The organism is Zhongshania antarctica (assembly GCF_014202945.1).
Taxonomy (GTDB): domain Bacteria; phylum Pseudomonadota; class Gammaproteobacteria; order Pseudomonadales; family Spongiibacteraceae; genus Spongiibacter; species Spongiibacter antarcticus.
Map to the genome: position 1 here is coordinate 1 of NZ_JACHHW010000007.1, position 24692 is coordinate 24692.

Annotated in this window: 22 protein-coding genes and 1 riboswitch; of the genes, 16 read left to right on the forward strand and 6 right to left on the reverse strand. The window is 49.7% G+C overall.

From position 1 onward, the window contains the following. Positions 1 to 178 precede the first annotated feature (178 nt). Entirely contained in the window at positions 179 to 1291 is a 1113-nt protein-coding gene (locus HNQ57_RS12910) for a S8 family serine peptidase (RefSeq protein ID WP_184463631.1), read from the forward strand. Positions 1292 to 1517: 226 nt separating this feature from the next. Here HNQ57_RS12910 and HNQ57_RS12915 read toward each other — a convergent pair whose 3' ends face one another. Then, a complete protein-coding gene (locus HNQ57_RS12915) occupies positions 1518 to 2555 on the reverse strand; it encodes an asparaginase domain-containing protein (RefSeq protein WP_184463633.1) in 1038 nt (345 codons plus the stop codon). Between the two features lie 196 nt (positions 2556 to 2751). Then, a complete protein-coding gene (locus HNQ57_RS12920) occupies positions 2752 to 3993 on the reverse strand; it encodes a YncE family protein (RefSeq protein ID WP_184463635.1) in 1242 nt (413 codons plus the stop codon). A gap of 156 nt (positions 3994 to 4149) precedes the next feature. On the opposite strand from HNQ57_RS12920, the gene HNQ57_RS12925 reads away from it, so the two are divergent. Next, entirely contained in the window at positions 4150 to 4320 is a 171-nt protein-coding gene (locus tag HNQ57_RS12925; protein ID WP_184463637.1) for an SRPBCC family protein, read from the forward strand. Between the two features lie 55 nt (positions 4321 to 4375). Here HNQ57_RS12925 and HNQ57_RS12930 read toward each other — a convergent pair whose 3' ends face one another. Beyond that, positions 4376 to 5911 carry a fatty acyl-CoA reductase gene (locus tag HNQ57_RS12930; protein ID WP_184463639.1) on the reverse strand — a complete coding sequence of 512 codons (1536 nt, stop codon included), beginning with the start codon at positions 5909 to 5911 and terminating at the stop codon, positions 4376 to 4378. 469 nt (positions 5912 to 6380) lie between these two features. On the opposite strand from HNQ57_RS12930, the gene HNQ57_RS12935 reads away from it, so the two are divergent. From HNQ57_RS12935 to HNQ57_RS12970, 8 genes are all read left to right on the forward strand, one after another. Next, the gene (locus tag HNQ57_RS12935; protein ID WP_184463641.1) at positions 6381 to 7046 is read left to right on the forward strand and encodes an outer membrane beta-barrel protein; all 666 of its coding nucleotides are present in this window, start codon (positions 6381 to 6383) and stop codon (positions 7044 to 7046) included. A 232-nt stretch (positions 7047 to 7278) separates the two neighbouring features. Next, positions 7279 to 7788: a (2Fe-2S)-binding protein gene (locus tag HNQ57_RS12940; RefSeq protein WP_184463643.1), complete on the forward strand. Its 510-nt coding sequence runs from the start codon at positions 7279 to 7281 to the stop codon at positions 7786 to 7788. Next, on the forward strand, positions 7788 to 9950 hold the full coding sequence (locus tag HNQ57_RS12945) for a xanthine dehydrogenase family protein molybdopterin-binding subunit (protein ID WP_184463645.1): 2163 nt from the start codon (positions 7788 to 7790) through the stop codon (positions 9948 to 9950). The genes HNQ57_RS12940 and HNQ57_RS12945 overlap by 1 nt, the downstream gene beginning before the upstream one ends. Positions 9951 to 10010: 60 nt before the next feature. Further along, on the forward strand, positions 10011 to 11111 hold the full coding sequence (locus HNQ57_RS12950) for an MBL fold metallo-hydrolase (protein WP_184463647.1): 1101 nt from the start codon (positions 10011 to 10013) through the stop codon (positions 11109 to 11111). 53 nt (positions 11112 to 11164) lie between these two features. Then, positions 11165 to 11614: an HIT family protein gene (locus HNQ57_RS12955; protein WP_184463649.1), complete on the forward strand. Its 450-nt coding sequence runs from the start codon at positions 11165 to 11167 to the stop codon at positions 11612 to 11614. Between the two features lie 213 nt (positions 11615 to 11827). Next, positions 11828 to 11989, forward strand: a riboswitch (FMN riboswitch). A gap of 97 nt (positions 11990 to 12086) precedes the next feature. Beyond that, positions 12087 to 12554, forward strand: coding sequence for a 6,7-dimethyl-8-ribityllumazine synthase (locus tag HNQ57_RS12960; protein WP_184463651.1), 468 nt, complete (start codon positions 12087 to 12089; stop codon positions 12552 to 12554). 238 nt (positions 12555 to 12792) lie between these two features. Further along, a complete protein-coding gene (locus HNQ57_RS12965; protein WP_184463653.1) occupies positions 12793 to 13662 on the forward strand; it encodes an amidohydrolase family protein in 870 nt (289 codons plus the stop codon). Between the two features lie 81 nt (positions 13663 to 13743). Next, positions 13744 to 14187, forward strand: coding sequence for a nuclear transport factor 2 family protein (locus HNQ57_RS12970; protein ID WP_184463655.1), 444 nt, complete (start codon positions 13744 to 13746; stop codon positions 14185 to 14187). 64 nt (positions 14188 to 14251) lie between these two features. Here HNQ57_RS12970 and HNQ57_RS12975 read toward each other — a convergent pair whose 3' ends face one another. The 3 genes from HNQ57_RS12975 to HNQ57_RS12985 form a co-directional block, all read right to left on the reverse strand. Continuing rightward, complete coding sequence (locus tag HNQ57_RS12975; RefSeq protein WP_184463657.1) at positions 14252 to 15166, reverse strand: haloalkane dehalogenase; 915 nt, start codon at positions 15164 to 15166, stop codon at positions 14252 to 14254. Then, a complete protein-coding gene (locus tag HNQ57_RS12980) occupies positions 15163 to 15771 on the reverse strand; it encodes a TetR/AcrR family transcriptional regulator (protein WP_184463659.1) in 609 nt (202 codons plus the stop codon). Before HNQ57_RS12980 ends, HNQ57_RS12975 begins: the two co-directional genes overlap by 4 nt. 125 nt (positions 15772 to 15896) lie before the next feature. Then, complete coding sequence (locus HNQ57_RS12985) at positions 15897 to 17711, reverse strand: cation:proton antiporter (RefSeq protein ID WP_184463661.1); 1815 nt, start codon at positions 17709 to 17711, stop codon at positions 15897 to 15899. Positions 17712 to 17877: 166 nt separating this feature from the next. Between HNQ57_RS12985 and HNQ57_RS12990 the strand changes: the two genes are divergently transcribed. The 6 genes from HNQ57_RS12990 to HNQ57_RS13015 all read left to right on the forward strand — a co-directional run bounded on the left by HNQ57_RS12990 (position 17878) and on the right by HNQ57_RS13015 (position 24588). Beyond that, positions 17878 to 19515: a hypothetical protein gene (locus HNQ57_RS12990; RefSeq protein ID WP_184463663.1), complete on the forward strand. Its 1638-nt coding sequence runs from the start codon at positions 17878 to 17880 to the stop codon at positions 19513 to 19515. A gap of 120 nt (positions 19516 to 19635) precedes the next feature. After that, complete coding sequence (gene rdgC / locus HNQ57_RS12995; RefSeq protein WP_184463666.1) at positions 19636 to 20574, forward strand: recombination-associated protein RdgC; 939 nt, start codon at positions 19636 to 19638, stop codon at positions 20572 to 20574. Between the two features lie 246 nt (positions 20575 to 20820). Then, entirely contained in the window at positions 20821 to 21594 is a 774-nt protein-coding gene (locus HNQ57_RS13000) for an SDR family NAD(P)-dependent oxidoreductase (protein ID WP_184463668.1), read from the forward strand. Positions 21595 to 21669: 75 nt separating this feature from the next. Further along, positions 21670 to 22452, forward strand: a complete 783-nt coding sequence (locus HNQ57_RS13005; RefSeq protein WP_184463670.1) for an enoyl-CoA hydratase/isomerase family protein — start codon at positions 21670 to 21672, stop codon at positions 22450 to 22452. Between the two features lie 55 nt (positions 22453 to 22507). Continuing rightward, positions 22508 to 23272, forward strand: coding sequence for a crotonase/enoyl-CoA hydratase family protein (locus HNQ57_RS13010; protein ID WP_184463672.1), 765 nt, complete (start codon positions 22508 to 22510; stop codon positions 23270 to 23272). A 74-nt stretch (positions 23273 to 23346) separates the two neighbouring features. Further along, on the forward strand, positions 23347 to 24588 hold the full coding sequence (locus HNQ57_RS13015; protein ID WP_184463674.1) for an acetyl-CoA C-acetyltransferase: 1242 nt from the start codon (positions 23347 to 23349) through the stop codon (positions 24586 to 24588). The last annotated feature ends 104 nt before the right edge of the window (positions 24589 to 24692 follow it).

Sequence of the window (24692 nt, forward strand, 5' to 3'; positions counted from 1 at the left end):
ATGGCTTCTGCAGCATCTCGAATAGAGCGCCCCTGATTAACAACCAGCTGGGCTGCTTCCAATCGAAATTCTGGGCTAAAAGTCGGTCTTGTACGATTGCTCATTGATCACCTGTATCGTTATAGAGGTGATCATATCACCTCTAATCAGGTGGCCAAATTCACTATGCCACTACAAAATGACTGATGTGTCAGAGTGGACTTATAAAGACTGGAGTGCATTATCTAACGCGGGCGATATATCCCCTACATCGCGAACGTCTTTAGAGTGGGGTTGGAGGAAGGAGGCGCCACTTAAGCCGGATATTGTAGAAGAAGGTGGTAATTTAATTATATCTCCGGATAAGAAACATATTACCAATGCTGATTGTGTCTCGTTAGTCACCACAGGGGACCATACGAAGGGCCGATTCTTTATAGACCACAGAGAAACGAGCGCCGCGACGGCACTTACTTCAAGATTAGCTGCTAATGTTTGGTCTCAGTATCCGGAGTACTGGTCAGAAACAATTCGGGCTCTGATAATCCATAGTGCATCTTGGACAGATGCTATGTGGAACTATAAAGATTTGGCTGTCGCTCAAGGGTTATTGGAAAGTGATGCGAAGGAGATCGTACTTCGAATGTTTGGCCATGGCGTTCCAAGTCTTGATCGGGCATTGGCTAGTAAAACAAATTATTTAACTATGGTCGTCCAGGATTTTATTTACCCATACAAGCTAAAGGATGGTCGGTTGGGGCTAAATGAAATGCACTTAATTGAGTTGCCATGGCCGCAGGCTGAATTACTTGCACTGGGTAATGCTAAAGCAAAGTTAAGGGTAACACTTTCCTACTATATTGAGCCAAACCCTGGGCGACGGGCGTACACAAAGCGATTCCGCTATCAATCTCATGGCCTACGATTCAAGTTAAATCAAAAAAATGAAAGCAGTGATGATTTTGTTGCGCGAATTAATCTCTCTGAGAGACCGGATAATTACGAGGCTGGGGGTGTAGATAATAGCGGCTGGTGTTTGAAAGAACGATTGCGGACGAGAGGAACAATACACCAAGATACTTGGGAGGGCTCTGCTTCAGATTTAGCATTGCGAAATTTAATTGCTGTAGTTCCGATTGCCGGATGGTGGAGCCAAAGCCAAAAGGCACTCACTGAAAAAAGGGATCAGAAGCCTGTAGCTTATTCACTTGTTGTTTCACTTGAAGTAGATAGCTCTGATGTCGATATTTATTCCCCAGTGGCAGTTCAAGTTGGAATTGATAATCCGATTGCGATATCGGTTCTTACATAAGCTTTACGTACAGTTATCGACAGAACTTCAAGGGAGGCGCATTCGCACCTCCTGAAGAACCAAAAATTTGGAGGGTATCTAAGCTTTTGGGCCGACTTTGGATTGTCCACGTACGAATCCGGGTTTTAATTATTTCTGAGCTTTGATAAAACACCCCTTTAAGTTGCTTTACGGCTTCGCCAAATTGATTGAATTGGTTATTTAATACGTGGAACCCATTGAGGCTCTAGCTCATTTGCCAATCTGCGAGCTGGCGTTTGATCTGCTTATTGGTATTTCCGAGGGCAAGCGATAGCAGTGAGAAAACATATAAGAAGTGCGATTGCACGTCTTTGTAAATGCAGCCCCCGGCGTCGATAAGAGCTCGGCTACTATCGTAGGGGGTTTGTATATGTTGGCTAGGGAAAGACGCCAATAGAAAGAGTGTTTTATCTGCGTGTTCGCGTAGGTGTTCAATAAGGTCGTTGTAGTCCGCGCCATAGGGACCTGTCCCGCTGTGGTATAGCTGGATAATGACGATGTCTCGACCTTTTGTGACGGCTTGGAGGACGCTTTTATCTATGCCGGGGTAGAGCGTTATGCAGCATATTTTGGCTTGGGCTGTTTCGATGGCTTTTTTGTCAGGCAAGTTGGCAGTTTCAATTTTTGGATGTGTTATGCCCGTGCTGGAGGCAGGGTTAGATAAGCCATATTTTGGGGAGTAGCTTGCAAGCACATTATTATATAAGGCGCCAAAGTATGAGTCGTCAAAATTCATGGGCTTAACGTCGAAGCCATTGAGTATTCTGGCCTCACTATTGTTTTCGTTTGACCTGAACGCGACAAAAATGCCACTTGCCGGATGGCTTGACGCGGCAAATTCTAATGCCGCTAAAAGGCTCAAGGAGGTGTCTGAAGACGGGTTGTCGGGCGAGTAAAACGCGCCAGTAAAGCAAATTTTCTTATTCCATAAATGCCCTAAGGCCACGGCGGCTGATACTGTATAAACAAGGGTGTCGGTACCGTGTGTCACCACAACAGCGCTTGCATCTGTTGCGCAGGCTGCTTGGATACTCAATAAAATATCTAGCCAATCACTGGGTGCGAATGCCTCTGAATTTTTATTTATTGGCGCTGCGACTTCAATGTCATAGCCCAGTGTTTGCTTTGCTATTTCAATTTCTTTGGCGATTTTGTTTGCAGATAAGTCTACTGAGACAGTGCTCGATTGCAGAATGGAGCCTATCGTTCCTCCGGTGGTTATAACGACAATCTTGCTATTCATTTTGTTCACCAAATTAATTCAGTTGATCTACGCCGAGGTCTATATGCCCAAAATTATTAGCGATACCGGCTGCGGTGCTTAATTAAGAAATACCACGCTGGCGGTGGTATTCGATAATTCGCGCATCTTTTTTCCTGAGTGCTTCAAGCTATTTTATGTGCGTATAGATCAGCATACTAATATACGTTCGGGCGGCTCATTGCATTAGCAATTTGCCGTTGCGCACGCGTTGAGGGTGGTTGCCCACGGGGACGCTGGCTACTTCTTTGGCTTCTGCAAAGGAGATAACCGAAACTCGGTCTTGTTCGCTAACCGAGACATAGCAATACTTGCCGTCGTGGCTTTCAGTTGCCCAGTATGGTTTGGCACCCAAGGGGTGTTCGGAGAGCTGCACAACTTTATAGTCAAAACTTTCTCGGTCGATTATGGCGACATAGCCCGACATGGTGGCTGCCGCGCAGAGCTTGGTTCCGGCTGAGTTAACCGCCAGGCCGTGGTGGGCGGAGTTGAGCTGGTAGTCTGAGTAGGGCATATCTTGAATTAGCTGGGGTATGGGCAGCTCCAGTTTGCGGGTGATGCGCTCAGTTTCGAGATCGTATTCAAACAAGCCGTGGAAAAACGACACTTGTAAATATAGGTGCTTGCCATCTGCAGGCACTGCCATTGGCCGTACCGCTGAGTCGATCCAGGGAAACCCGGCTTCTGCGAGCTTCTTACCAATGTCGATGCGTTTGAGCACTTCTAGGGTGCTGGCGTCGACAATTTGTAACCAGCGATCACCCTTAATCCAATCTAACCACGAGGCCGTTGTGGGCACAAATACCTTGCCGATACTGGCGTGATAGATCAGCTTGCCGTCTGTTGAGTAGGTGTTTTCGTGGGGTTGGTCGCCAGATTCAAACTCGCCAATAATTTTGCCGGTGGCGGTGTCGATGGCTTGTACCTTTCGGGCGGTGGAGGCTGAAACCATGAAGGTCTTTCCGTCTGGCGAGATCGCGGCATGGTCGGCGCGGTAGCCCGCAATGGGAGTGCGCCAGACAATTTCGCCACTGTGCATGTCTATCGCGACGACATCGGCAAAGCTGGGGCGTGAAACATAGACAAAGCGGCCGTCGTGGGAGGTGAATAAGTCATCGACCAGTTGGTCATTGCCTTCGCCGGGGACGTGGCGAACAAATTGGAACATGAAGCGGCGTAGTAAGCTGCCATTGTTGATCTCGTCCATGCGCTCGGCGCGGTCCGGCACGAGATTAATTGTTTTTAGGGTTTCAAAGGTATGCGGGTCAAAAATTTCGGCGGTGCCATCCCAGTTGCTGCCCACAATGACAATATCTCTTACCGTGGGGCTGCTGGTGTCAGCGCTAACGGGCAGAACTAGGGCTAGGGCGATTAGGCTGGCTAGGCGTTTAATCCATGGCGTTGACGGTGTTTGCAGCATTTAGGGCCTCACAGGTAATGAATGTAATCAAATTGCCTATTATTGCGGCTATTCTCTCACAGTAAGTCGAGGCTGTTAGCTAGATTTTGCTGAGGATTATGTAATGTTGCGTTGCAATGTCGAATTACGTCATCAGGTTTCGACTAAGCCGAGGGGGTGTTCAAATCCACCTTATGCCTTTTGATAAGTGCAGCGGGGCAGGGTGCTGGCTATACCGCCAGTGCGCGGCATTGGAACGAGGCCGCGATGAAGCGGCATGCGCAAATGGGTTTTGCTGAGGGTTGGGCAATGGTGGTCGAGCAATTGGCCGCCCTGGCGGAGGCTTAAGCCTTGGGGTTTAATCGTACGAGCTACTGCGCGGCTGAGCGGCGCAGTAGCGAGCTTAAGCGGCTTGCTTTTGGCTTGTAGCCACAATTTTTCTGTTTGTCGCGGTTTGGCTTTTGCCTTTTAAGGCGTAGCAGTTGAGGCCAGGCATGTGAACTTTGCGCAAGTAGTGTTCCCAGTTTATTGCGCGGGCATCTACCGGGAACAGGGCTTGGTCGGCGGGCCCCATGCGCTTGGCTAAATTGATGAGTTTGTCGTTGCGGAAGATATATTCTGGTTCGGTGTAAAACGAGAATATGGTCGATAAGCTTATGGCGGCATCAAGGTTTCGACGGGCTTTGAGACTCCGTTTCCAGCCAAGTTTGCCAAGGGTTTGGCTGGCCATAAGCAGCACAAAACTCATGCACAAGGTAATGGCATTAAACAGGCGTTTATTCACCGCGATAAAGGGTTTGCGAGGGCGCCGTGAAAATAGTTTGTCGTAGGCTCCGTGGTTTTCTTTGGCCTCGGCCATCAAGTGGTCGATAAACGTGCCGAGTGTGAGTGGGTTTGCCCCACCACTGCAGCATTGATAAACGTGGTGGTTGCCCGGCGCTTTAAACTGTTCAGCCAGTGAAAGTAGTATGCTGTTCGCTACTAAGTCGGCGGGAATAACGTCGATAACGCCACTGCGTTTGCCGGGGAAAAAACTCACTTTTTCTTTGGCGTAGGCTAGCAAAATCGCATCCGCAACTTTGACGCCTTCGATCCAGCCAGGAGACGGTTCGTTTAGCGTGCTTTCAACAATTGACGGTCTTAGGAGGGTGAGTGAGTAACCCCGCAGCGATTTTAAAAGAATTTGCTCGCCCAGCCATTTGGTAAAGGTATAGGTATCATTCCAGCCTAGGGCATTGGCTTCACGAATACCGAGGTCAATCAACTGGCTTTTGAGTTCTTTGCCTTGGTATTGGCTGTGTACATCAGCAATTTTTAATTCTAGTTCTTGGATTAAACTGCAGACCTCGAAGTAGCCACTTTTGTGCTGAGTGAGTTCGCCGCGTGTTGGCTTGACCACAGTTTCGTGAATAGGGCCTTTATTGAAGCCGTTAACGTAGCAGGTTGAGACTTGTATAACGGGAATATTGCCCGCGATATCTGACAGCTCGACAATATTGCGCAAGCTGTGAGTGTTGATCGCGAGGGCGCGGTCGAGCTCTTCGCGAAAATTAACGCTGGCAGCGCAGTTTACTATAGCGTCAATTTTACCGCCAAGTGCGCGGAACTCGCTGCGCGACAGACCAAATTGGGGCTCGCTAATTTCGCCGCTAATGCAGTGCACTCGGTTATCACAGAAGTCATTAAAGTAGTCTGGGGAATTTAGTTTTAGGTGTTCGAAAACCGACGAGGTGGCAATTTCGTTGGCGAAGCGGCTACCGGCATTGGCGTGCTTTTTATTGCCGCGAATGACTAAATAAACTCCGCCGATGTCGGGTACGGTGCGCATGATTTTTTCTAGCATGACTTTGCCAACAAAGCCGGTGGTGCCAGTAATTAAGATGTGCTTTCCCTTGAGGAGTGGCAGAGTCTGAGAGACAGTGCTACTAGAAATATCCATGTATGCGTCCTCGTTAAGTATAGATGTGTTGAAATAGCGGTTAAGGTGCTCATCCTTTAAGCATCCTAGCGGTAATACTTGACCCTAGTGTTACAGCTAGGTTTTAACTCATTACCTGCGCAGTTAATTCCATCAATGCATCAAGTAAGCCAAGTCGTTATGGCAGTGTTTTATTTACTTAATTTGGGCTGCGGAAGTAGTGGTAAACGTTTGTTTGCCCGAGTTGGCAGGCAAATTCGTCGAAAACAAAGTGACTGTGAATTAGCGGTAACAAAGGTATATTTTGTCTCGCACCACTGTTAGGCGGGGGATGCTAAATTGGTGCACGATAATGCACTCAGATGTGGAGCTGGGATGGCACTCACTGGCTTTACTGTTTTTTAATTTACCGGCAAAACTCAAATAACTGTTCAGGCGGGATTAAGTTAGCAGTGAGCATACTGCGACCATACTTAAATGGAGTACGGCCATGAAAATACTGTCTGTTGTTACGCTTACCACCCTCGTAGTCTTGCCTAGTTTAGTGCATGCGGAACATGGCGCTAGCAATCGTTACCGCAGTGGGCCAAGCATGTATATGTTTGGTGGTCTGAGTGCATCTGAATACGATTTTGAGGCTTCGGACTATCGCTATAGTTTTGGTGATGGGTCGCTGTCGGATGTGCAGGTCGATAATGAAAGCTACGGCCTGCGAGCGGGTGTCGGCTTCGGGTTTAGCCCCCAGTTGGCCCTGGAGTTGGGGTTTGTCGATTTAGGTAAAATAACCTCCACCAGTGTTTCTGACGGCTCGCAGATAGTAAATAACGGTTTTGCTGCGGGTAGGGTTGATATGGATGCTGATGTTGACGGCGTTTTCTTTGGTGTAAAAGTCCATACCCCCATTGAAGAGCCGGTGGGCTTGTATGCGCGCTTTGGCGTGTATTCTTGGGAATTTTCTGGCACGTTAGAAGACAATAGTCGCCAAGGTGAGTTTTCGGTAGAAGGTACCGATCCCTATGTGGGCATCGGTCTGCGTTTTGCGGTAGCGCACAATGCCGATTTACAAATCGGATACGACCACTATGTATTAGATGACGATGAATCGGTGAATATGTCGGCCAACACCTTGTCTGCGGATTTGGTTTTTCGTTTCTAATCTGGATAAAGCCTCGGTACGGCGGCAATCTTTGTGATTGCCGCCTTTTTTTTGCCCATGTATTGGCGCCGGTATGCTGTTTGTGGCGGGAGGGAACATCTTTGTGAACAAGAATTAATAAGTGTAGCGGCCAACATTGGTCATAATCTATGACCTTTGCAATTCAGTCGCGGGACATTGTTTTTGCAGATCGGTATAGTGTGGCATATTGCGAGATGTATTCGGAGATAACATGGCAGATTTAGAATTTACCTTAAACGGTCAGCAGCAAACCCTGAGCGTTGATGACGGCACACCGCTTTTATGGGTGTTACGTGACCATCTGGCCATGACCGGCACCAAGTTTGGCTGTGGAATGGGCCTCTGTGGCGCATGCACCGTGCATCTAGATGGCAGCCCTATTCGGAGTTGCAGTTACCCTGCGGAATTCGTAAATGGCAAAGCCATTACCACTATTGAAGGCTTAGCGAGTTCGGATGAGAATTTGCATCCGGTTCAGCAGGCGTGGCTAGAGATGAATGTGCCCCAATGTGGCTACTGTCAGTCAGGTCAGATTATGTCCGCAGTGGCCTTGCTCGCCAATAATAGCGCGCCGAACGACGCAGAGATTGATGCCGCTATGGCGGGCAATATATGCCGGTGTGGTACATATCCCCGTATTCGCAAAGCGATTCATCGTGCTTCTGAACTTGCGGTGGTGCAACACTATCAGCCGGCCAATACCGTTAAGGAGAATGTGTAATGACTATCTCCAGACGTAGTTTTATTAAAGGTGGTGCTATTTTTGGCGGTGGCTTGGCGATTGGCTTTAATCTTAGCGGTTGCGCCCAAACTGAATACCCACATTTCTCGGCAACTGATTTACAGCCCAATGCCTATATACAAGTAAGCCCGAGCGGGCAGGTGATTCTTCAGCTCTACAAATCAGAAATGGGTCAAGGTGTGTACACCGGTATGGCAACCATGGCTGCTGAAGAATTGAATATGGATCCGAGTCTGATTATTGTTCAGCACGCTGAGTTTTATCCGGATTTTCGTGACCCAGAATTTTATGTGATGATCACCGGCGGCAGCTCCTCGATTAAATACGGCTACACAATTTTGCGTGAGGCGGCGGCCACCGTGGCGGCAATGCTAAAGACTGCGGCTGCACAGTATTTATCTATAGCAGAGTCGGCGCTTAATCTTAAGGACGGCAAAGTGGTGTATGCCGGTGGTGAAGTAGATTTTGCGACATTGCTGCCTATTGCCCGCGGTTTAGCGACGCCGACTGAAGTGACGCTAAAATCGCCACAAGACTTTCAATATATTGGCCGCCACAGACAGCGTTTAGACGCTTTAGGCAAAGTCACGGGCAAATCTGAGTTTGGTATTGATGTTCAATACCCCGGTGCGATGACCGCTGTGCTGCTACGTTGCCCGCATTTTGGCGGCAAAGTAAGCAGCTTTGATGCGAGTAACGCGCTGAAAATGTCGGGTGTTAAGTCTGTCTTTGAAGTTGACGGCGCCGTTGCGGTTTTGGCCGAAACTTATTGGCAGGCGCGCCAGGCCGCGGGCGTAGTGAGCGTCGTTTGGGATAAGGGCCCGTTGGCGGGAGTGAGTAGTGAGTCGCTGCGGGTTGAACGCCACGGCATGTTGACTAGTGAAGCCGGCAAAAACGTTGAGGAAAAAGGCGAGGCGAGCGCGGCAACCGGCGAGTTGTTCGAGGCTGTTTACGATGTGCCTTACCTCGCCCATGCAACGATGGAGCCGATGAATGCGGTGGCGGTAGCCACTAAAGAAGGCATTGAAATTTGGACCGGCAATCAGTCGCCCGACATTGCATTGTCAGAAATTGCTGATGCGACAGGGTTTAAACGCGAGCAAATCCGTATTCATAATCATATGCTCGGTGGCGGTTTTGGTCGGCGTATCATGCCGGATTATTTGGTTGAGGCGGCGCGTATCGCGCAACTTAGCGGTAAACCAGTGAGATTGGTGTGGAGCCGCGAAGACGATATGCGCGGCGATTTTTATAGGCCCAATGCGACTGTGGCAATGAGCGCGATGATAGATCAGTCAGCCGTAACCAGTTTGCAGGCCAAAATTGTTGCACCAAGTATATTGGGTGGCTTTGTGCAATTTGTAACCAATACGTTGCTGCCCCAGTGGCTCCCTAAAGGGCTTCATAAAAAGATTGGCGGTATGGCCAGTGGATCTGACCCCGCAGCGGCTGAAGGCATAGCGCATTCGGATTATGAGTTTCCCTATATGCGCACCGATTATGTGGAGCAAAAAACCACTATTCCGCTAGGGTATTGGCGCTCGGTGGGGCATTCCCAAAATGGTTTCTTTATTGAAAGTTTTATTGACGAGCTTGCCCATCAAACCACCCAAGATCCGGTTGCCTTCCGTCTGGCACATATGGCCAAAGACTCGCGTCGTCGTCAAGTTTTGGAGTTGGCGGCGGCCAAGGCGAACTGGGGTAATCCTCCGCAGGGCCAATTTCAGGGCGTTGCCGTACATGAATCCTTCTCTACCGTCGTGGCTCAGGTTGTGAATGTGTCGATCGCCGACGGCAAAATCAAAGTGCATAAAGTGGTTTGCGCCGTGGAATGTGGTATGGTGATTAACTCGGATATTGTTGTTGCGCAAATGGAAGGTGGTATTGTGTTTGCCTTAACGGCGGCCTTGAAAGGCGAGATTACCATCGAAGATGGTGCTGTTCAGCAAAGTAACTTTCATGATTATGAAGTTTTGCGAATCAATGAAACGCCGGAAATTGAAGTGTATCGTGTCGACAGTGCTAACGCGCCAACCGGCGTAGGCGAGCCGGGCGTGCCGCCACTGGCACCTGCGCTTGCGAATGCGGTATTCGCGGCAACCGGCCAGCGCCTGCGCAAATTGCCTCTGCGTTTAGCTTGAGTTGCCCAAGGCAGCTGCCTCTGGGCTGTTGCCTTTCTGCACATCTAATATGGAATACCTATGAGTAGTGATGCCAAAGCAGGAATATCTTATCCTTTTCCGGGTGCACCGGAAAAAGGCCAATGGTTAGAAGTTGCCAAAGGCATCTATTGGCTGCGAATGGTTTTACCAATGGCACTGGATCACATCAATCTGTATGTGCTTGAGGATGATGCCGGTTGGTGGATAATTGATACGGGCATAAATCTCGGCGATACGCGCGAGCGCTGGGAGCTGCTGCTTGCTGGCCCAATGGCGGCAAAGCCGGTGCTAGGGGTGATTTGTACGCATATGCACCCTGATCACGTTGGCCAGGCGGGCTGGTTGTGCGAGCATCTGCGGGTGCCGCTGTACATGAGTTACAAAGAGTATTATGAGGCGCGGACATTTACCGGTGCGAGTACCGACCAGATTAGCTGGACGACAGAAGAGTACTTCAGTAGGGCCGGGGTAGACAAAGATTATCAGAAAGAAATGGCGTCGCGATTTAAGGGCTTTGGTTCGGTTGTTGCGCCTTTGCCCACCGCTTATCGGCGTTTGGAAGAAGGGCAGACTTTACGCATAGGCGGCCGCGACTGGCTGATTATGACTGGTGCCGGTCACTCTCCAGAGCATGTGTCGCTGTATTGCGCCGAAGATAAGCTGATGATGTCTGGCGACCAGATTATTCCGCGTATTACGTCGAATGTTAGTGTTATGCCCTCAGAGCCAGAGGCGAACCCGCTGGCAGATTGGTTTAGTGCACTGCGGCGTTTTCGTGCCGATATCGATGCCGATACACTGGTTATGCCGGCGCATAATGCGCCGTTTTATGGTGTGCATGCGCGACTAGATTATTTAATAGCTCACCATGAAGGACATTTAGAGGAAATTGAAAAGGCCTGTGTTGAGCCGAAAATTGCCCTCGATTTGTTTGGTATTATGTTTGCCCGGAAAGTGGGCATGGATCAACTCAGTTTGGCTCTGGGTGAGGCGGTTGCCCACCTTCATTATTTGTGTGCGGAAGGGCGAATGCAACGAGAGCTGGATAGCGAAGGCGTGTATCGCTATCGGAGCATCGACCCGTCAAACTGTCCTTATCATGGTGTGTATGAACCCGATACCGGGCCGATGGAAGTGTAGCTTGCCGCCGGTTTTACGCGTTAAATTCAAAATTCGACAAGGGTAAGGTAATCATGCAACAAGGCTTGTTTGGCGATGAGTCAGTGGCGCAAAATTGTATTTTTTGTAAAATCATTGCCGGCAAGGCGCCTGCTCATATTCTCTACCAAGACGAACAGGTTCTGAGTTTTTTAGATATATCGCCAGTCAGTCCTGGCCACAGTTTGATTATCCCCACCAATCATCATGACAATATATTTTCCCTCAGCGGGGAGGAGATCACCGCGGTAGCGCTGCATGCCAAACGTCTTGCCCCAGTGGTTAAGCGCGTTACCAAGTCTCCAGGTTTGGCGATCCACCAGCTCAATGGCCGCGCTGCCGGGCAGACGGTATTCCACTATCATATGCATTTAATTCCCTGCCAACATGATACTCCTAAGCAATTCCACGGCCGTCGCGCAGCGTCTCAAAGTGCATTGGCTGAACTGGCGGTGGAAATACGGCAAGCTTTAACTAAAGCCTGAGTGTCACGTGACAGAGAGGTGGTCGTGTTAGGCTTCGCCAATACTCTGTAGTCCGAGTGCACGAAACAACTCACTGCTGACGCCACCTCAGCTAGCCGTTTTTTTCGTCATTGTTCGTTCAAATATAATGTAAATAACGGCCTCAATTGCGCCAGCTCGTATACAAAGCTGTGGCAGATTTGCTAGTATCTGCACCCTCGAACAATCGATCGTCGAGGTTCTCAGGGCGGGGTGTAAGTCCCCACCGGCGGTAATCATGCCTAGCATGTAGCCCGCGGGCGCTTGGTCAGTATCTTTTTGCAATGATGTGACTAAGGACAGCAGATCTGGTGAAATTCCAGAGCCGACAGTGAAAGTCTGGTTATGAGAATAAAGAGGGTTACATGCTATCAGTCGCTGTTTTTTTAACGGTGTTGCCTGACGGTTTGTTACTCACTTTTGCCGCCCTGTTTTATTCACTCGGGGCTAAACCATGATATCGAAAACTACCGCATCAACTGATACACAAACCATCGCGTTTATCCAAGCCTGTTGGCACCGTGATATCGTTGACCGCTGCAAAGAATCCTTTCTGGCTGACACAGCCAAGCATAGCAATCTAAAAGTCGAACTATTTGAAGTGCCCGGTGCCTTCGAAATTCCACTGCACGCAAAATTGCTTGCCCAAACAGGTAAATACGCCGCCATCGTTGCGGCGGGCTTAGTGACTAATAGCGGCATTTATAAACATGAATACGTCGCGCAGTCCGTTATTTCTGGCCTTATGCAAGTACAGTTAGAAACCTTGACGCCGATCTTTTCCGTGGTTCTAACACCGCACAACTTCCACAGCAGCGAAGAACATGTCAGCTTTTTTCGAGAGCATTTCGTCGTTAAAGGTGCAGAAGCAGCATCAGCCTGTATTAGCACGCTAGAGAGCCTTGGCAAACTAGGCGATTAACCTCTCTACTTAGCTTGCCATGTCAACATGGTGGGCTAAGTATCTCCTAAGGCCGTGTGCGCTATCGCGGACTTCGTCGTCGCGCGCTATTTAGATGCCGCCATTTCGATTTACTATTGACCGTTTTTGCTATCCCGGTGACGCCTTATGTTATTGAGGGCAGCTGGTATATCGTGAAGAATGCTAAGTCTTAACTGGTGTACACGGCCATAGCGAAATAATTAATAGGAGCCGATTCATGGCAATGCCCGACGACATTAAAGTAATAGACCTGATGCTTAGCGTACCGGGCGAAGACAATAGCCAGTGGTATGAGTTTATGAAGCCACTGCTGATGGATGAAGAAAGCCGCACTATGTTTAAAATGCCCGCTCAATATATGTTTAAAGACATTCCTGAGAGCGGTAAGAAAGAAGACTACATTGCCTATACCATTGAACAAATGGATAAGCACAATATTGAACGCGCCATGCTGGGCATTGACGACCATAATGAGATTGCCAAAGAAGCGCTACGCCGTCATCCAGATCGGTTTTTTTGCTCGCTTGAAGTCAATCCGAATAATGGCATGGACGAAGTCAGGAAAATCGTGCGTCTGCACAAAGAGTTCGGCGTTAAGGCAATAACCGGCTTTGCCTCAGGTCTTTGTCCACAAGTGCCTTACGACGATAAAAAATGGTATCCAATTTACGCTAAGTGCGTTGAACTCGATATTCCATTTTGCCCTTGCGTCGGCGTTCCTGGCCCACGTCTACCAATGGCGCCGCAGAAAGTGGAACTGCTTGATGAGGTATGTTGGTTTTTCCCCGAACTCAAAGTTGTTATGCGCCACGGCGCCGAGCCTTGGGAAAAATTAGCGTGGAAACTGATGCTGAAATACCCGAATCTGTATTACATGACCAGTGCGTTTGCGCCCAAGCATTACCCCGAAGAGATTGTGAAATTTGCGAACAGCCGCGGCGCCGACAAGGTAATGTATGCGGGCTATTTCCCGATGGGCTTGTCTTTAGATCGTATCTTTAAAGACATGCCGAATGTGCCGTTTAAAGATGAGGTGTGGCCGAAATTCCTTAGCGAAAATGCGCGCAGGGTTTTTAAACTCGATTAATTTTTGCAGTTAGCGGTAGGGCTGTAGTTCAAACGGTAGAGTAATAAAACAACAATAAGAACCTTAACAAGGAGATATGCCATGGCCCTATCTTTAGAAGAAATGTCGGATCGTTTTGAAATTCAAGACATGCTGTACCACTACGCCGATATTATAGACCGACAGGCGGCTGAGGAATTGAGCGATATTTTTACCGCTGACGCGCATATTGATTACAGTGCATTTGGCGGCACGATCGGTGACTTGCCGAGCACCATCGCGTTTCTCAAGGAGGCTCTGCCTGCGTTTAGTGCGACGCAGCATCTTAATGCCAATATTCAAATTACGGTTAGCGGTGATACTGGCACTGGTCGCGTAATGTGTTTCAACCCGATGGCGATGCCACTGGGCGACGAAACACAGGTGTTTATGCTCGGTCTTTGGTATGTGGATACGTATCGACGCACTGATACGGGCTGGCGCATAAGCAGTCGCAAAGAAGAGAAAAGCTGGGTATTTAATGTACCGGACTTTATGGTGTTATAGCATAGGTGCTGCTAGAGGAAAAGTGAATGCATTGGGGAGGCTTACGCCTCCCCGTAAGTGTCGCTTAGCTATTGGCTGTTGCCGCAATGAATTCTAAAATAACCTCAACCAAACGCTCGCTTTGGTCTTCTTGTAAAAAATGCCCTCCGTCCTTAATCGTTGTGTGAGCTTGGTCTGCACAACCGGGAATCATCTTTCTGAATATTGGCTCGCCACCTGAGGTGATCGGGTCTTTATCGCTAAATGCGGTTAGAAAAGGTTTTTGCATTTTACCGAGGGTTTCCCAAGCGCGTCGATTCGGTACTGCCGCAGGGTCTTCAGGCGAAATAGGGACTAGCATTGGAAACTGGCGTGCGCCGGCTTTATATGTCTCGTCTGGGAAGGGCGCATCGTAGGCCGCGATCGTTTCTGCAGATAGCTTTTTAACGCAAGCTCCGGCAATCAGTTTACCCACGGTAAACGTTGGTATGTTTTGCGACAGCTGCTGCCATTGTATAAAGGCTTCACCGGGATGATGGTCGCCCGTTGGTAGCATGGTGTTCGCGGCGACGGTGCGGCTAAAACGGTTGTTTTCTTCGGCCAGTAAGCGTAGTCCAATCAGTCCGCCCCAATCTTGGCAGAACAGGGTGATGTCTTGTAAGTCGAGTTGATCTAACAGTGCACGGAGCCAATCTACGTGACGCTGGTAGGTGTAATCACTGCGCTCGCTTGGTTTGTCTGAACGGCCAAAGCCAATTAAGTCTGGGGCGATAACTCGAAACCCTGCTGCAGCCAAGCCTGGAATCATCTTGCGGTATAGGTAGCTCCACGTTGGCTCACCGTGCATCAGCAAAATCGGCGGTGCGTCTTTTGGGCCTTCATCAACATAGTGCAGGCGCAAACTGCCGCCTTCGGTATCGTCAACGTTGATGTAGTTCGGTGCAAAAGGGTAGTCGGCTAAGTTCGCAAAAAAACTATCGGGTGTGCGTAGTGGTGTCATTCGTTCGCTCCAGTTGTTGCTGTTATAGGTAGGGTGGCGATAATGTGCCTGGCTTTATCGGCCAAGCTATGGTGTTCGTTGTTTAAGCGGCTACTCACGAGTAAGCCGAACAATTGCAATTGCAGATTATCAGCAAGCTGGTCGATCTCGGCATTAGGTGCCAATAGATGCTGAGCTTGAAGTCGTAATAAATTGCTGCGCAGCGCCAAAAATATTTTGTGGGTGCCTTCATGCAGGCAAGCTTGTATTTCCTCATCGGCTGATGCGCGTTCAAGGCTAGTGTTAACCAGTAAACACGAACTAGGCTGCTGGAAGCGCTTGGCATTTTGAGGAATGGACTCAAAAAATGCGCATAAGCCGGTCAGGGCATCCTCAGCGTCAAGATAGTGGCGAATACGCCAGTCAATTACGCTCTCAATATAGTGACGAAGGCTGGCACAAAACAAACCGTGTTTAGAGTGAAAGCGGTGGTAGATGGCTGGGGACTTTAGCCCAAGGGCGAGTTCAATCTCGCGGGTTCCGGTCGCGGCAAAACCTTGCCGCCAAAATAGCTGGGTTGCGGCGTCAAGTAACTGCTTGGTGTCTTGTTGTCTGGGACGGGCCATGTGAACTCTATTTTGTATCGATTGATACAAAATAGAGTGTGTTGATTGCTAGGTCAAGTTTTTGGATAACGTTTAGTAAAGGATTTGCGCGGTGATTGCTCGCAATGCACCGCGCTTGAACAGGTTTATGCCGGTAGGGAAATCGGCTTCTCGACAGACTCGTCGTTTGGTTCTGGCGGCACAAAACTAATGACGGTATCGCCAGACTGCAGTTTGCGGGCTTTTTGGCTTAGCCATTCCAGTTTGCCGCTTTCGGGGATAATGGCAAGCCGCACGGCATCTTCAGGTAGCTTGGCCAAAAAGTCTTTCTCGGTGTAAGTCTCGGTAATAATCGTTTTGCGGATACCCCAGCCACGAATCATTCGGGTCCACAGTTCGGCAAAAGAAATATTGGCGGAGAAGGCGGTAATGCCGCGTCGAGTTTCTGACACCACGCGATTGTGGCGTTCATAGCCGCTGTCGTAGGGCTGAAACACGCGGTGGCGGCCAAGGTGGGGAGCAAAGTGGTTACATACCATTGAGTTGTAATGGTTGTTGCCTGTTGCGGCCAGCACGGTGTAAATATTGTCTAGGGCCATGGCTTCCTCGGCCAAGTCAGACAGCACCTCACCAAACCACGTGTCTATTCCCTGCTGGCGGGCAGATTGCAGTCGCCCCCATTCCGTATCGGCAATAACCACATCTTGGTTGATTTTTTTCAGGGCGCTAGCCAGTTCAACGGTCCACGGTGAGGCGCCAACGATGAGAATTCGGCCTTTGCCAGCCGATCCCAGTTTTAATAATTTGGTTAGGGGGCCAAGGGAAAAACCGTGGGCGATGATAGTGGTGAAAATTAGCATAAATACCGCGGGTACCAAATACTCAGCGTCGCTGAATCCGGCGTCAATGAGTGCTGGGGCAAAAGCGCCAGCGGACGCAGCTGCGACAACCCCACGCGGGGCGATCCATCCCATTAGCACGCGATCCTGCCAGCTACAGTCGGTGCGGATGGTGGCAAGAAAGACGGCGAGGGGACGAACCACAAAAACAAAGCCAAGCACCATGGCAATCAACGGCCAGTGAATGGCGCGTATCGACTCCATAGTGAGTGACGCGGTAAGCACCACAAACAAAAACGACACCAATATGATGGTGATGTACTCTTTGAATCGACGCATTTCGTCCAAGCTGCGCAAACGCATATTGCCCATTACCACGCCCATTAGGGTGGTCGCGAGCAATCCAGACTCATGTTGGGCAAGGTCGGAAAGGGCGTATACCGCGAGAACCGCCGCAATAACTGATGGCGCTTTTAGGTATTCAGGAATCCAGCCTTGTCGAAAGCTATAGCCCAAGCCGTAGGCAACACCGCCCCCGAGTACCGCGGAAACGCCGAGCGCTAAGGCGAGGCTGGCAATAACGGACTGTATGGCAGGGCCTTCGCCGGAATAAAGCAAGTATTGATAAACCAGTACCGCCAATAACACCCCAATAGGATCGTTTATGATGCCCTCCCATTTTAAATAGGAGGCCGTACGGCGGTTGAGTTTGGCGTGTTTAAGCAGCGGCATAATGACCGTTGGCCCGGTAACCACCAAAATGGCGCCGAGTAGGGCTGACACGGCCCAGCTTAATCCGCCAACCCAGTGCGCCATCGCGATACCAATGCCCCATGCTAGGATTACGCCGATTGATGTTAGGCGCCGCGTTACTTGCGCTGTTTCGCGCAATTCATGGAACTGAAGATTGAGTCCGCCCTCGAAGAGAATGATGGCTACAAATAATGAGGTTACCGCGGTGAGCCCGGTGCCAAACTCAACGGCGGGGTTAATCCAGCCGCTTATTGGTCCGAGTATTAAGCCGCAGGCCGCGAGAAGTACAATCGCCGGTAGGCGAAACCGCCATGCCAGCCACTGACAAATGATGCCAGCGACTAAAATACTTACTAAAGCTATGGTCATTGTTAAACGGTTTCCCTTGCTAATTATTTGCGGAGCTGAAGATGTCATGGTCAGCCCTGTAAAGTAAAGCTGGGAACTGGGTCAAATCAAATTAAACTGCTTGGGTTATGATTGTTTTCCGCGCAAACTTGCGCTTTTAGGGATCATTAGGGGTATGGGGAAGTGAATGTTTAAGCAATTCAGCGGCATCATTTGGGGATGTTTGCTTGTGCTCGGACTAAGCGCCTGCGCGCATCATGCCGAACAGCGCCGTTTTAGTGCCGAAGGCCAACCCTCACCGGTTTTTAGTGGTGAATATCGCGGTGGCTTATTTAGGCAAGGTACGGTGACCTACGGCGATAAGCTTAATACAGTATTTAGTGGGAAATTTAACGAGGCGGGCTTTCCGCTGCGGGGCGAGCTCCGGCAGTCCTACCAAGATGCCCAAGGAGGGCGGCTGCAGCTGCTACTAACGGGCGACTTTAGTTTAGACCCGGAAGAGAATGAACTCGGGTTTGCCGGTGGTTTCGTCATACTTGATGCCGAGCAGCGTATATTGGCAAGCGCTGAGGTCAGTCATTGGGCGGCCGCTTATGGCGAGCTTCATCCCTTTCAGGCGCCGCAACGTATGACGATGGCGGGCGAAAACACCTATACCCAATATCGTCGGGATATTAGTCCTGCTGGGGCAGGCCATGCTTTTGTGAAGATTCGTCGCCCTTTATCCGGCCCGTTTGAAGTTGATCTTCGCTATCAAGCTGGAGTGCCTAGGGGCATAGTGAAAATATCGACGACCAGCAGCGAGGGCAAGCAGTATGTTGTTGAGCGCCAGTATTTTAATTTTCAAATAGCAGGGGAGCCGGTTCATTATTTTTATTACGAGCCGGGTAGTTTTACCGAGGCCGATATCTTGGGTGACTGCAAAATAATGCCTAATTTAACGGCGCCGCAAGCACTGTTGAGCGTCTATGCCTACGATTGTGACAAAGCGGTATTTTATGCCCTGAGCGAGGATTTTCCGGCGTCGGTATTGGCGATTGCCGCCGCAGACTTAGATAATAGTGGCGCCTTTCATCGCTTCACCCTTTATCACCACGGCGTGGTTAGTCAAATCGAGATTAGTGTCGATGCCCTGTACGAGGGCCAGTGGCTGCGGCACGGTGATGTAAGGCAACTGCATTATGGTGATCTGCGGTTTTATGCGCGCTACCTGCTTGGCACACCGATTGGTATTGGTATTCAGGTTGATGATGAGGGGCCAAAATACAGGCGTTTTGGCCAGTCGGGGGCTGAGGCTGAGATGCTCCCGAGCGCAGAGCTTTATGACCGCATCAACGGTCGCTATGAATGGCAAGTGACACGCTTGAATAAGCATTTTTCGGCAGTTTTGGGCAGCAGTATTGTGTCGGCAGACGCACTTGCGACGCTAAAAGAGGCGTTGTTAGCAGATTTAAGTGAAAACAAGGCAATAGCCCAGGATGGCCAAGTGCCAGGTTTGAGCGAGTTATGGCAGAGCTGGCAGCGCCAAAGTCGGGCGCGGATTATCACGTGGCAGCGCCATAGTACTGGGGAGCAGGAGAAAACGCCGGCGTCGATGCAGTTAAAATTGAAAGCAGACATCGATAAATGGTTGGCGCAAAGCCAAAAACTGCTCCTAGGCGAGGCTGAGCGGCGCTGTGAGCTTAATAGTCAGAGTTTTAATAGTGATGTTTGGCAGTGCGAGAATCGGCCTGATGCTCGCCTAGCTGAAGTCTGCGTAAACTATTTAAGTAAATCCGCCTGCGCCAAGATGGCAGGGGAGTTTGCGGCGAGCGCGGCGCAGTAGCCGGTGATAGTGCTGGGCACAAATTTGCCAATAATTTTGTGTTCTTGGTTTTTCCCTTGTCATAAAGCACTACAATGACGGCGAACATTTTCTTTTATCGTTACACAGGCAATGCGATACATGTGGTTTAAAAATCTTCTTATATACCGTTTTACCAAGCCATTTACCCTCACCGCAGATGAGGTGGATCAAAAATTAGGCGAAATGGCCTTTTCACCCTGTAATAGTCAAGATCCTTCTAGTTACGGCTGGACCATGCCGCTGGGCAGTCAGGGTAGCCAATATGTGCACAGTGCCAACGGCTATATTATGGTCTGCGCCAAAAAGCAGGAAAAAATTCTCCCCGCGGCGGTCATTAATGAAGTGTTGGCTGACAAGCTAGAAGAAATTAAATCTCAGGAAGACCGCAGGCCCGGACGCAAAGAGCGCACAGACCTAAAAGAAGAAATTATTTTTTCTCTGCTGCCCCGCGCATTTACACGCTCGAATCGTGTGTTTGCCTATATTGCGCCCCAAGAGGGTTTGTTGATTGTGGATGCGGGCTCGCACAATAAGGCTGAAGAGTTAATGGTTTTATTGCGCGAATCGCTGGGCAGTCTGCCGGTTATTCCGATTAAGGCAAAAAATGTTGCTCAGCACGCCATGACCGAGTGGTTGACCAATGGCAGCGCACCCAAGGGCTTTGAGCTGGGTGGCGAATGTGAATTACGCGACAAGGCCGACGACAGCGCAGTGATTCGTTGTAAAAATCAAAACCTTTGCTCCACCGAGATTAATAATCACATTCAAGCGGGTATGTTCGTCAATAAATTGGCCTTGCATTGGGTAGGTGATATCGATTTTATTGTAGACGACCAGTTGACGATCAAGCGTTTGAGCTTTGGCGACCTTGTCCAAGAAAAGCTAGGCGAAACCAATGCCGATAGCGCCGCCGAACAGTTCGATGTGGATTTCAACATCATGACTGGCGAATTTGCTAAATTCATTCCGGCGGTATTAGAAGCCTTTGGTGGTGAAGATACCGCCGAGCAAGATCCAGTCATCTCCAGCGCGGCTTAATTTCTGCACGCTATCCTATAGTTCCAGCCTTTACCCTGCGAATTTTCCCCACGAGCTCACGCTTATGGGGTTTCGCAGCGGCAGTGTAAGAAAATGTCATGTTTTTTGTTCTGAAGTGACATGTCGCCTCGATCAGCTATGGCACAGAATATGGCCAATTTCGAATTCTGGGTTCGATCTCACTGTTTTGGTGTGCTTGGGCCTAGGGGTTTTGAGAGTTCATTTAATAATATTGGGAGTGAGATAATGGATATTACTGGCAAAATTGCAGTGGTTACTGGTGGTGCATCTGGTCTAGGTGAGGCCACTGTGCGGGCCTACGTCGCTAAAGGTGGCAAGGTTGCTATTTTTGATATGAACGCCGACCGCGGCAATGCCATTGTTGCTGAGTTGGGTGCCGACAATGTCAGTTTTCATAACGTCAATGTTTCTGACGAAGAGTCAGTGAGCACTGCCATTGCAGAAGTAATGGCGAAGTTTGGTGCCATTCATATTTGTAATAACTATGCCGGTATTGGCAACGCAGTAAAAACGCTGGGTAAAAACGGCCCGTTCCCATTAGATGCCTATAAGCACGTAATTAACGTGAACTTAATCGGTACCTTCAACGTTGCCCGTTTAGCGGCTGAGCAAATGGCCAAAAACGAAGCCTACGACGGCGCGAATGCCCGTGGGGTAATTATCAATACTGCCTCAGTAGCGGCTTACGAAGGTCAAGTCGGTCAGTTGGCTTACAGCGCATCTAAAGGTGGCGTGGTCGCTATGACCTTGCCAATGGCGCGTGATTTAGCGTCTTACGGTATTCGCGTTAACACTATTGTACCGGGCTTGATTCACACGCCGCTGTTCGAAACCCTACCTGAAGAAGCCTATAAGTCTTTAGAAAACAGTGTGGTAAACCCGCGTCGTCTTGGTCGTCCGGAAGAAATCGCGCACCTCTCAGTCATGATTGCTGAGAACGAATATATGAATGGCGAATGTATTCGTTTGGATGGCGCAATACGCATGCAGCCGCGTTAATTATTGGTCTGCAAACTTGGCCCTGCGTCCTGCAGGGCTGAACGATGTACCTCATAATAAAAGTAGAGGCGAGCGATGAACGTAAATTCCACGGTTGAAATGACCATCAATGGTCATGTTGCCACTATTTGCTTAAATCGACCCGATTCCCTGAATGCCTTCAATCGTGAGATGCGCGCAGAATTACTTGCATGTTTTACGCAAGTGTCAGCAATGTCTGACATCCGCGTTGTGGTGCTTGGGGCTAATGGGCGCGGTTTCTCGTCTGGCGCTGATTTGACGCAAGGTCCGCTGGATGGCCAAAGTGTCGAACGCCAGTTGCTCGATGAGTACGGCCCCATTTTGCGCTTGATTGAAACCATGGATCAAACCGTGATCGCGGCGATTCCTGGCGTTATGGCCGGTATTGGCGCCGCCTTTGCCATGCACTGCGATTTATCGGTAATGGCGAATAACGCCAGTATGGTGATGGCCTTTACCAATGTAGCGCTGGTGCCGGATGGTGGGGCGACATGGAATTTACTGCGGCGTTTGGGCTATCAGCGTGCTTTTCAGCTTATAGCCGAGGGCGGCAGGCTCGATGCGGCAAGTTGTTTGGAGCTGGGTTTGGTCACTAAGCTCGCTGATGCGGGTGAGGTTTTAGCAACCGCTCAGGCCTGGGCTGAAGCATTAGCCCAGCGTGCGCCAATAGCGCTGCGCGAAGCAAAAACCTTGCTTCGCAATGCCGGTACACAGTCCTTTAGTGAAACCATGGCCGCCGAGGCGAAAGCTCAGAATCAGTGCTTTGCTAGCGAAGACGCGGCCGAGGCAATTGCGGCATTTATGGCGAAGCGCAGCCCAGTTTTTAACGGCCGCTAATGTTCGATTTTGGCTGATAGTAAGTATTTTAATAATTGATTAGGAGAATTTGCAAATGAGCGATGAAGTATTGGTAAGTGTTGAAGACGGCGTGATGCTTATAACTTTAAACCGTCCAAAGGCAAAGAACTCGGTGAATTTGGCTGTTGCAAAAGGCGTAGCTGCAGCAATGGACGAACTTGACAGCAATGACAGCATTCGCTGCGCTATTATTACTGGCGCAGATAATACCTTTTGCGCGGGTATGGATTTAAAAGCGTTTGTCACTGGCGAGATGCCAGTGATTCCAGGGCGTGGTTTTGCTGGCTTGGTTGAAGCTCCCCCGAAAAAGCCGTTGATTGCTGCTGTCGAAGGCTATGCCTTAGCTGGTGGATTTGAAATCGCGATCACCTGTGATTTGGTTGTGGCGGCAAACAATGCCAAATTTGGTATTCCGGAAGTTAAGCGTGGTTTGGTTGCAGCAGCTGGCGGCTTAATGCGCCTGCCTCGTCAAATTCCCTCGCGTATTGCTAAAGAAATGGCGCTGACCGGAGAATTTATTGATGCAGCTCGTGGCTACGAGCTTGGTTTGATAAATAAAGTGGTAGAGCCCGGCTGCGCACTTGATGGTGCAAAAGCCATGGCTAAACTGATCGCCGCGAACGGTCCGTTGGCCGTCATTAAGAGTAAGCAGGTTATCGATGAGTCCCAAGACTGGACTAACGATAATATGTACACCAAGCAAACCGAAGTGGCTACTGTGGTATTTACCAGCCACGATGCAATAGAAGGTGCAACGGCCTTTGCCGAAAAACGTGCGCCTAATTGGCAGGGTAAGTAAGGTTTCTCTAGCCAGCAAATCCAAAAATAACATGGCGAGGATTTGCGTTCTCGCCTATAACGAGAGTTTTGAATATGAGCGAAGCATGGGTTATAGATGCCTGCCGCACCCCGCGCGGTATTGGTAAAGTAGGTAAGGGCGCATTGGCGGGCATTCACCCCCAGCAGTTGGGCGCGACAGTTTTAAAAGCGATTGCCGAGCGCAATAATTTAAACACCGCTGATGTCGATGACATTATTTGGGGTACCAGTGCCCAGCGCGGCACCCAAGGCGGCGATTTAGGTCGTATGGCGGCACTCGATGCAGGCTACGATATTCGTTCCAGCGCGGTAACCCTAGACCGCTTCTGTGGTTCAGGTATTACGGTAGTCAGCATAGCTGCCGCTAGTATCATGTCTGGTATGGAAGACGTGGTGATTGCCGGTGGCACTGAAATGATGTCGACCTACGCAGAAAATAGTAAAGGCATGTCGCCGTTTATGGATTCCGGCAATACGCGTTTACGCGACAGCCACCCTCAGCCCCATCAGGGCGTGTGTGCGGATGCGATTGCGACGCTTGAAGGCATTAGCCGTGAAGCCCTTGATCAATTGGCGGTGACCAGTCAACAGCGCGCCGCCCACGCTATCGCAAACGGCCACTTCGATAAAAGTTTGGTGCCGGTTTACCATGAAGATGGCACTTTGGCCTTAGACAAAGAAGAGTTTCCGCGTCCAAGTACTACCTTGGAAGGTTTGTCTCAGTTGAAGCCGGCATTCCCGGACTTGGCGAATTACCCATTAAATGAAGAAGGTACGACCTACGCGAGTTTGGTTGCTAAGGTGTATCCAGACCTCACAATTAGCCACGTTCACCACGGTGGTAACTCTTCAGGTGTGGTTGACGGCGCAGCGGCTCTATTGCTGACCTCGCCAGAATACGCTAAAGCCCACGGTTTAAAGCCTCGCGCTAAAATCGTCGCCATGGCCAATATGGGAGACTCGCCAACCTTAATGCTTAACGCACCGGTGCCAGCAACCCTGAAAGTACTGAAAAAAGCTGGCTTAACCATCGACGATATCGACTTGTTTGAAATCAACGAAGCCTTTGCCGTCGTTGCCGAGAAGTATATTCGCGATCTGAAGCTGGATCGCGATAAGGTCAACGTCAACGGCGGCGCAATGGCTTTGGGTCACCCCATTGGTGCAACGGGCGCGATTTTGATCGGCACATTGCTGGACGAATTAGAGCGTCGTGGCCTTAAACGTGGTCTAGTTACCATGTGCGCGGCCGGTGGTATGGCGCCAGCGATTATCATTGAGCGTATTGAAGGCTAAATTTACGCGATTTGAATTTTTTGTGTTTAGAGGCCGCAGATGCGGCCTTTTTTTGTTTTTTGTCCCGCCAGAAAGCGATATTGCCGTGTTAAAACCACATTGCG

Bases quoted from the DNA above. Each gene is read 5' to 3' on its own strand.
- HNQ57_RS12910 (WP_184463631.1), top strand. From the start codon at position 179: ATGACTGATGTGTCAGAGTGGACTTATAAAGACTGGAGTGCATTATCT.
- HNQ57_RS12915 (WP_184463633.1), bottom strand. From the start codon at position 2,555: ATGAATAGCAAGATTGTCGTTATAACCACCGGAGGAACGATAGGCTCC.
- HNQ57_RS12920 (WP_184463635.1), bottom strand. From the start codon at position 3,993: ATGCTGCAAACACCGTCAACGCCATGGATTAAACGCCTAGCCAGCCTA.
- HNQ57_RS12930 (WP_184463639.1), bottom strand. From the start codon at position 5,911: ATGGATATTTCTAGTAGCACTGTCTCTCAGACTCTGCCACTCCTCAAG.
- HNQ57_RS12935 (WP_184463641.1), top strand. From the start codon at position 6,381: ATGAAAATACTGTCTGTTGTTACGCTTACCACCCTCGTAGTCTTGCCT.
- HNQ57_RS12940 (WP_184463643.1), top strand. From the start codon at position 7,279: ATGGCAGATTTAGAATTTACCTTAAACGGTCAGCAGCAAACCCTGAGC.
- HNQ57_RS12945 (WP_184463645.1), top strand. From the start codon at position 7,788: ATGACTATCTCCAGACGTAGTTTTATTAAAGGTGGTGCTATTTTTGGC.
- HNQ57_RS12950 (WP_184463647.1), top strand. From the start codon at position 10,011: ATGAGTAGTGATGCCAAAGCAGGAATATCTTATCCTTTTCCGGGTGCA.
- HNQ57_RS12955 (WP_184463649.1), top strand. From the start codon at position 11,165: ATGCAACAAGGCTTGTTTGGCGATGAGTCAGTGGCGCAAAATTGTATT.
- HNQ57_RS12960 (WP_184463651.1), top strand. From the start codon at position 12,087: ATGATATCGAAAACTACCGCATCAACTGATACACAAACCATCGCGTTT.
- HNQ57_RS12965 (WP_184463653.1), top strand. From the start codon at position 12,793: ATGGCAATGCCCGACGACATTAAAGTAATAGACCTGATGCTTAGCGTA.
- HNQ57_RS12970 (WP_184463655.1), top strand. From the start codon at position 13,744: ATGGCCCTATCTTTAGAAGAAATGTCGGATCGTTTTGAAATTCAAGAC.
- HNQ57_RS12975 (WP_184463657.1), bottom strand. From the start codon at position 15,166: ATGACACCACTACGCACACCCGATAGTTTTTTTGCGAACTTAGCCGAC.
- HNQ57_RS12980 (WP_184463659.1), bottom strand. From the start codon at position 15,771: ATGGCCCGTCCCAGACAACAAGACACCAAGCAGTTACTTGACGCCGCA.
- HNQ57_RS12985 (WP_184463661.1), bottom strand. From the start codon at position 17,711: ATGACCATAGCTTTAGTAAGTATTTTAGTCGCTGGCATCATTTGTCAG.
- HNQ57_RS12990 (WP_184463663.1), top strand. From the start codon at position 17,878: ATGTTTAAGCAATTCAGCGGCATCATTTGGGGATGTTTGCTTGTGCTC.
- rdgC (WP_184463666.1), top strand. From the start codon at position 19,636: ATGTGGTTTAAAAATCTTCTTATATACCGTTTTACCAAGCCATTTACC.
- HNQ57_RS13000 (WP_184463668.1), top strand. From the start codon at position 20,821: ATGGATATTACTGGCAAAATTGCAGTGGTTACTGGTGGTGCATCTGGT.
- HNQ57_RS13005 (WP_184463670.1), top strand. From the start codon at position 21,670: ATGAACGTAAATTCCACGGTTGAAATGACCATCAATGGTCATGTTGCC.
- HNQ57_RS13010 (WP_184463672.1), top strand. From the start codon at position 22,508: ATGAGCGATGAAGTATTGGTAAGTGTTGAAGACGGCGTGATGCTTATA.
- HNQ57_RS13015 (WP_184463674.1), top strand. From the start codon at position 23,347: ATGAGCGAAGCATGGGTTATAGATGCCTGCCGCACCCCGCGCGGTATT.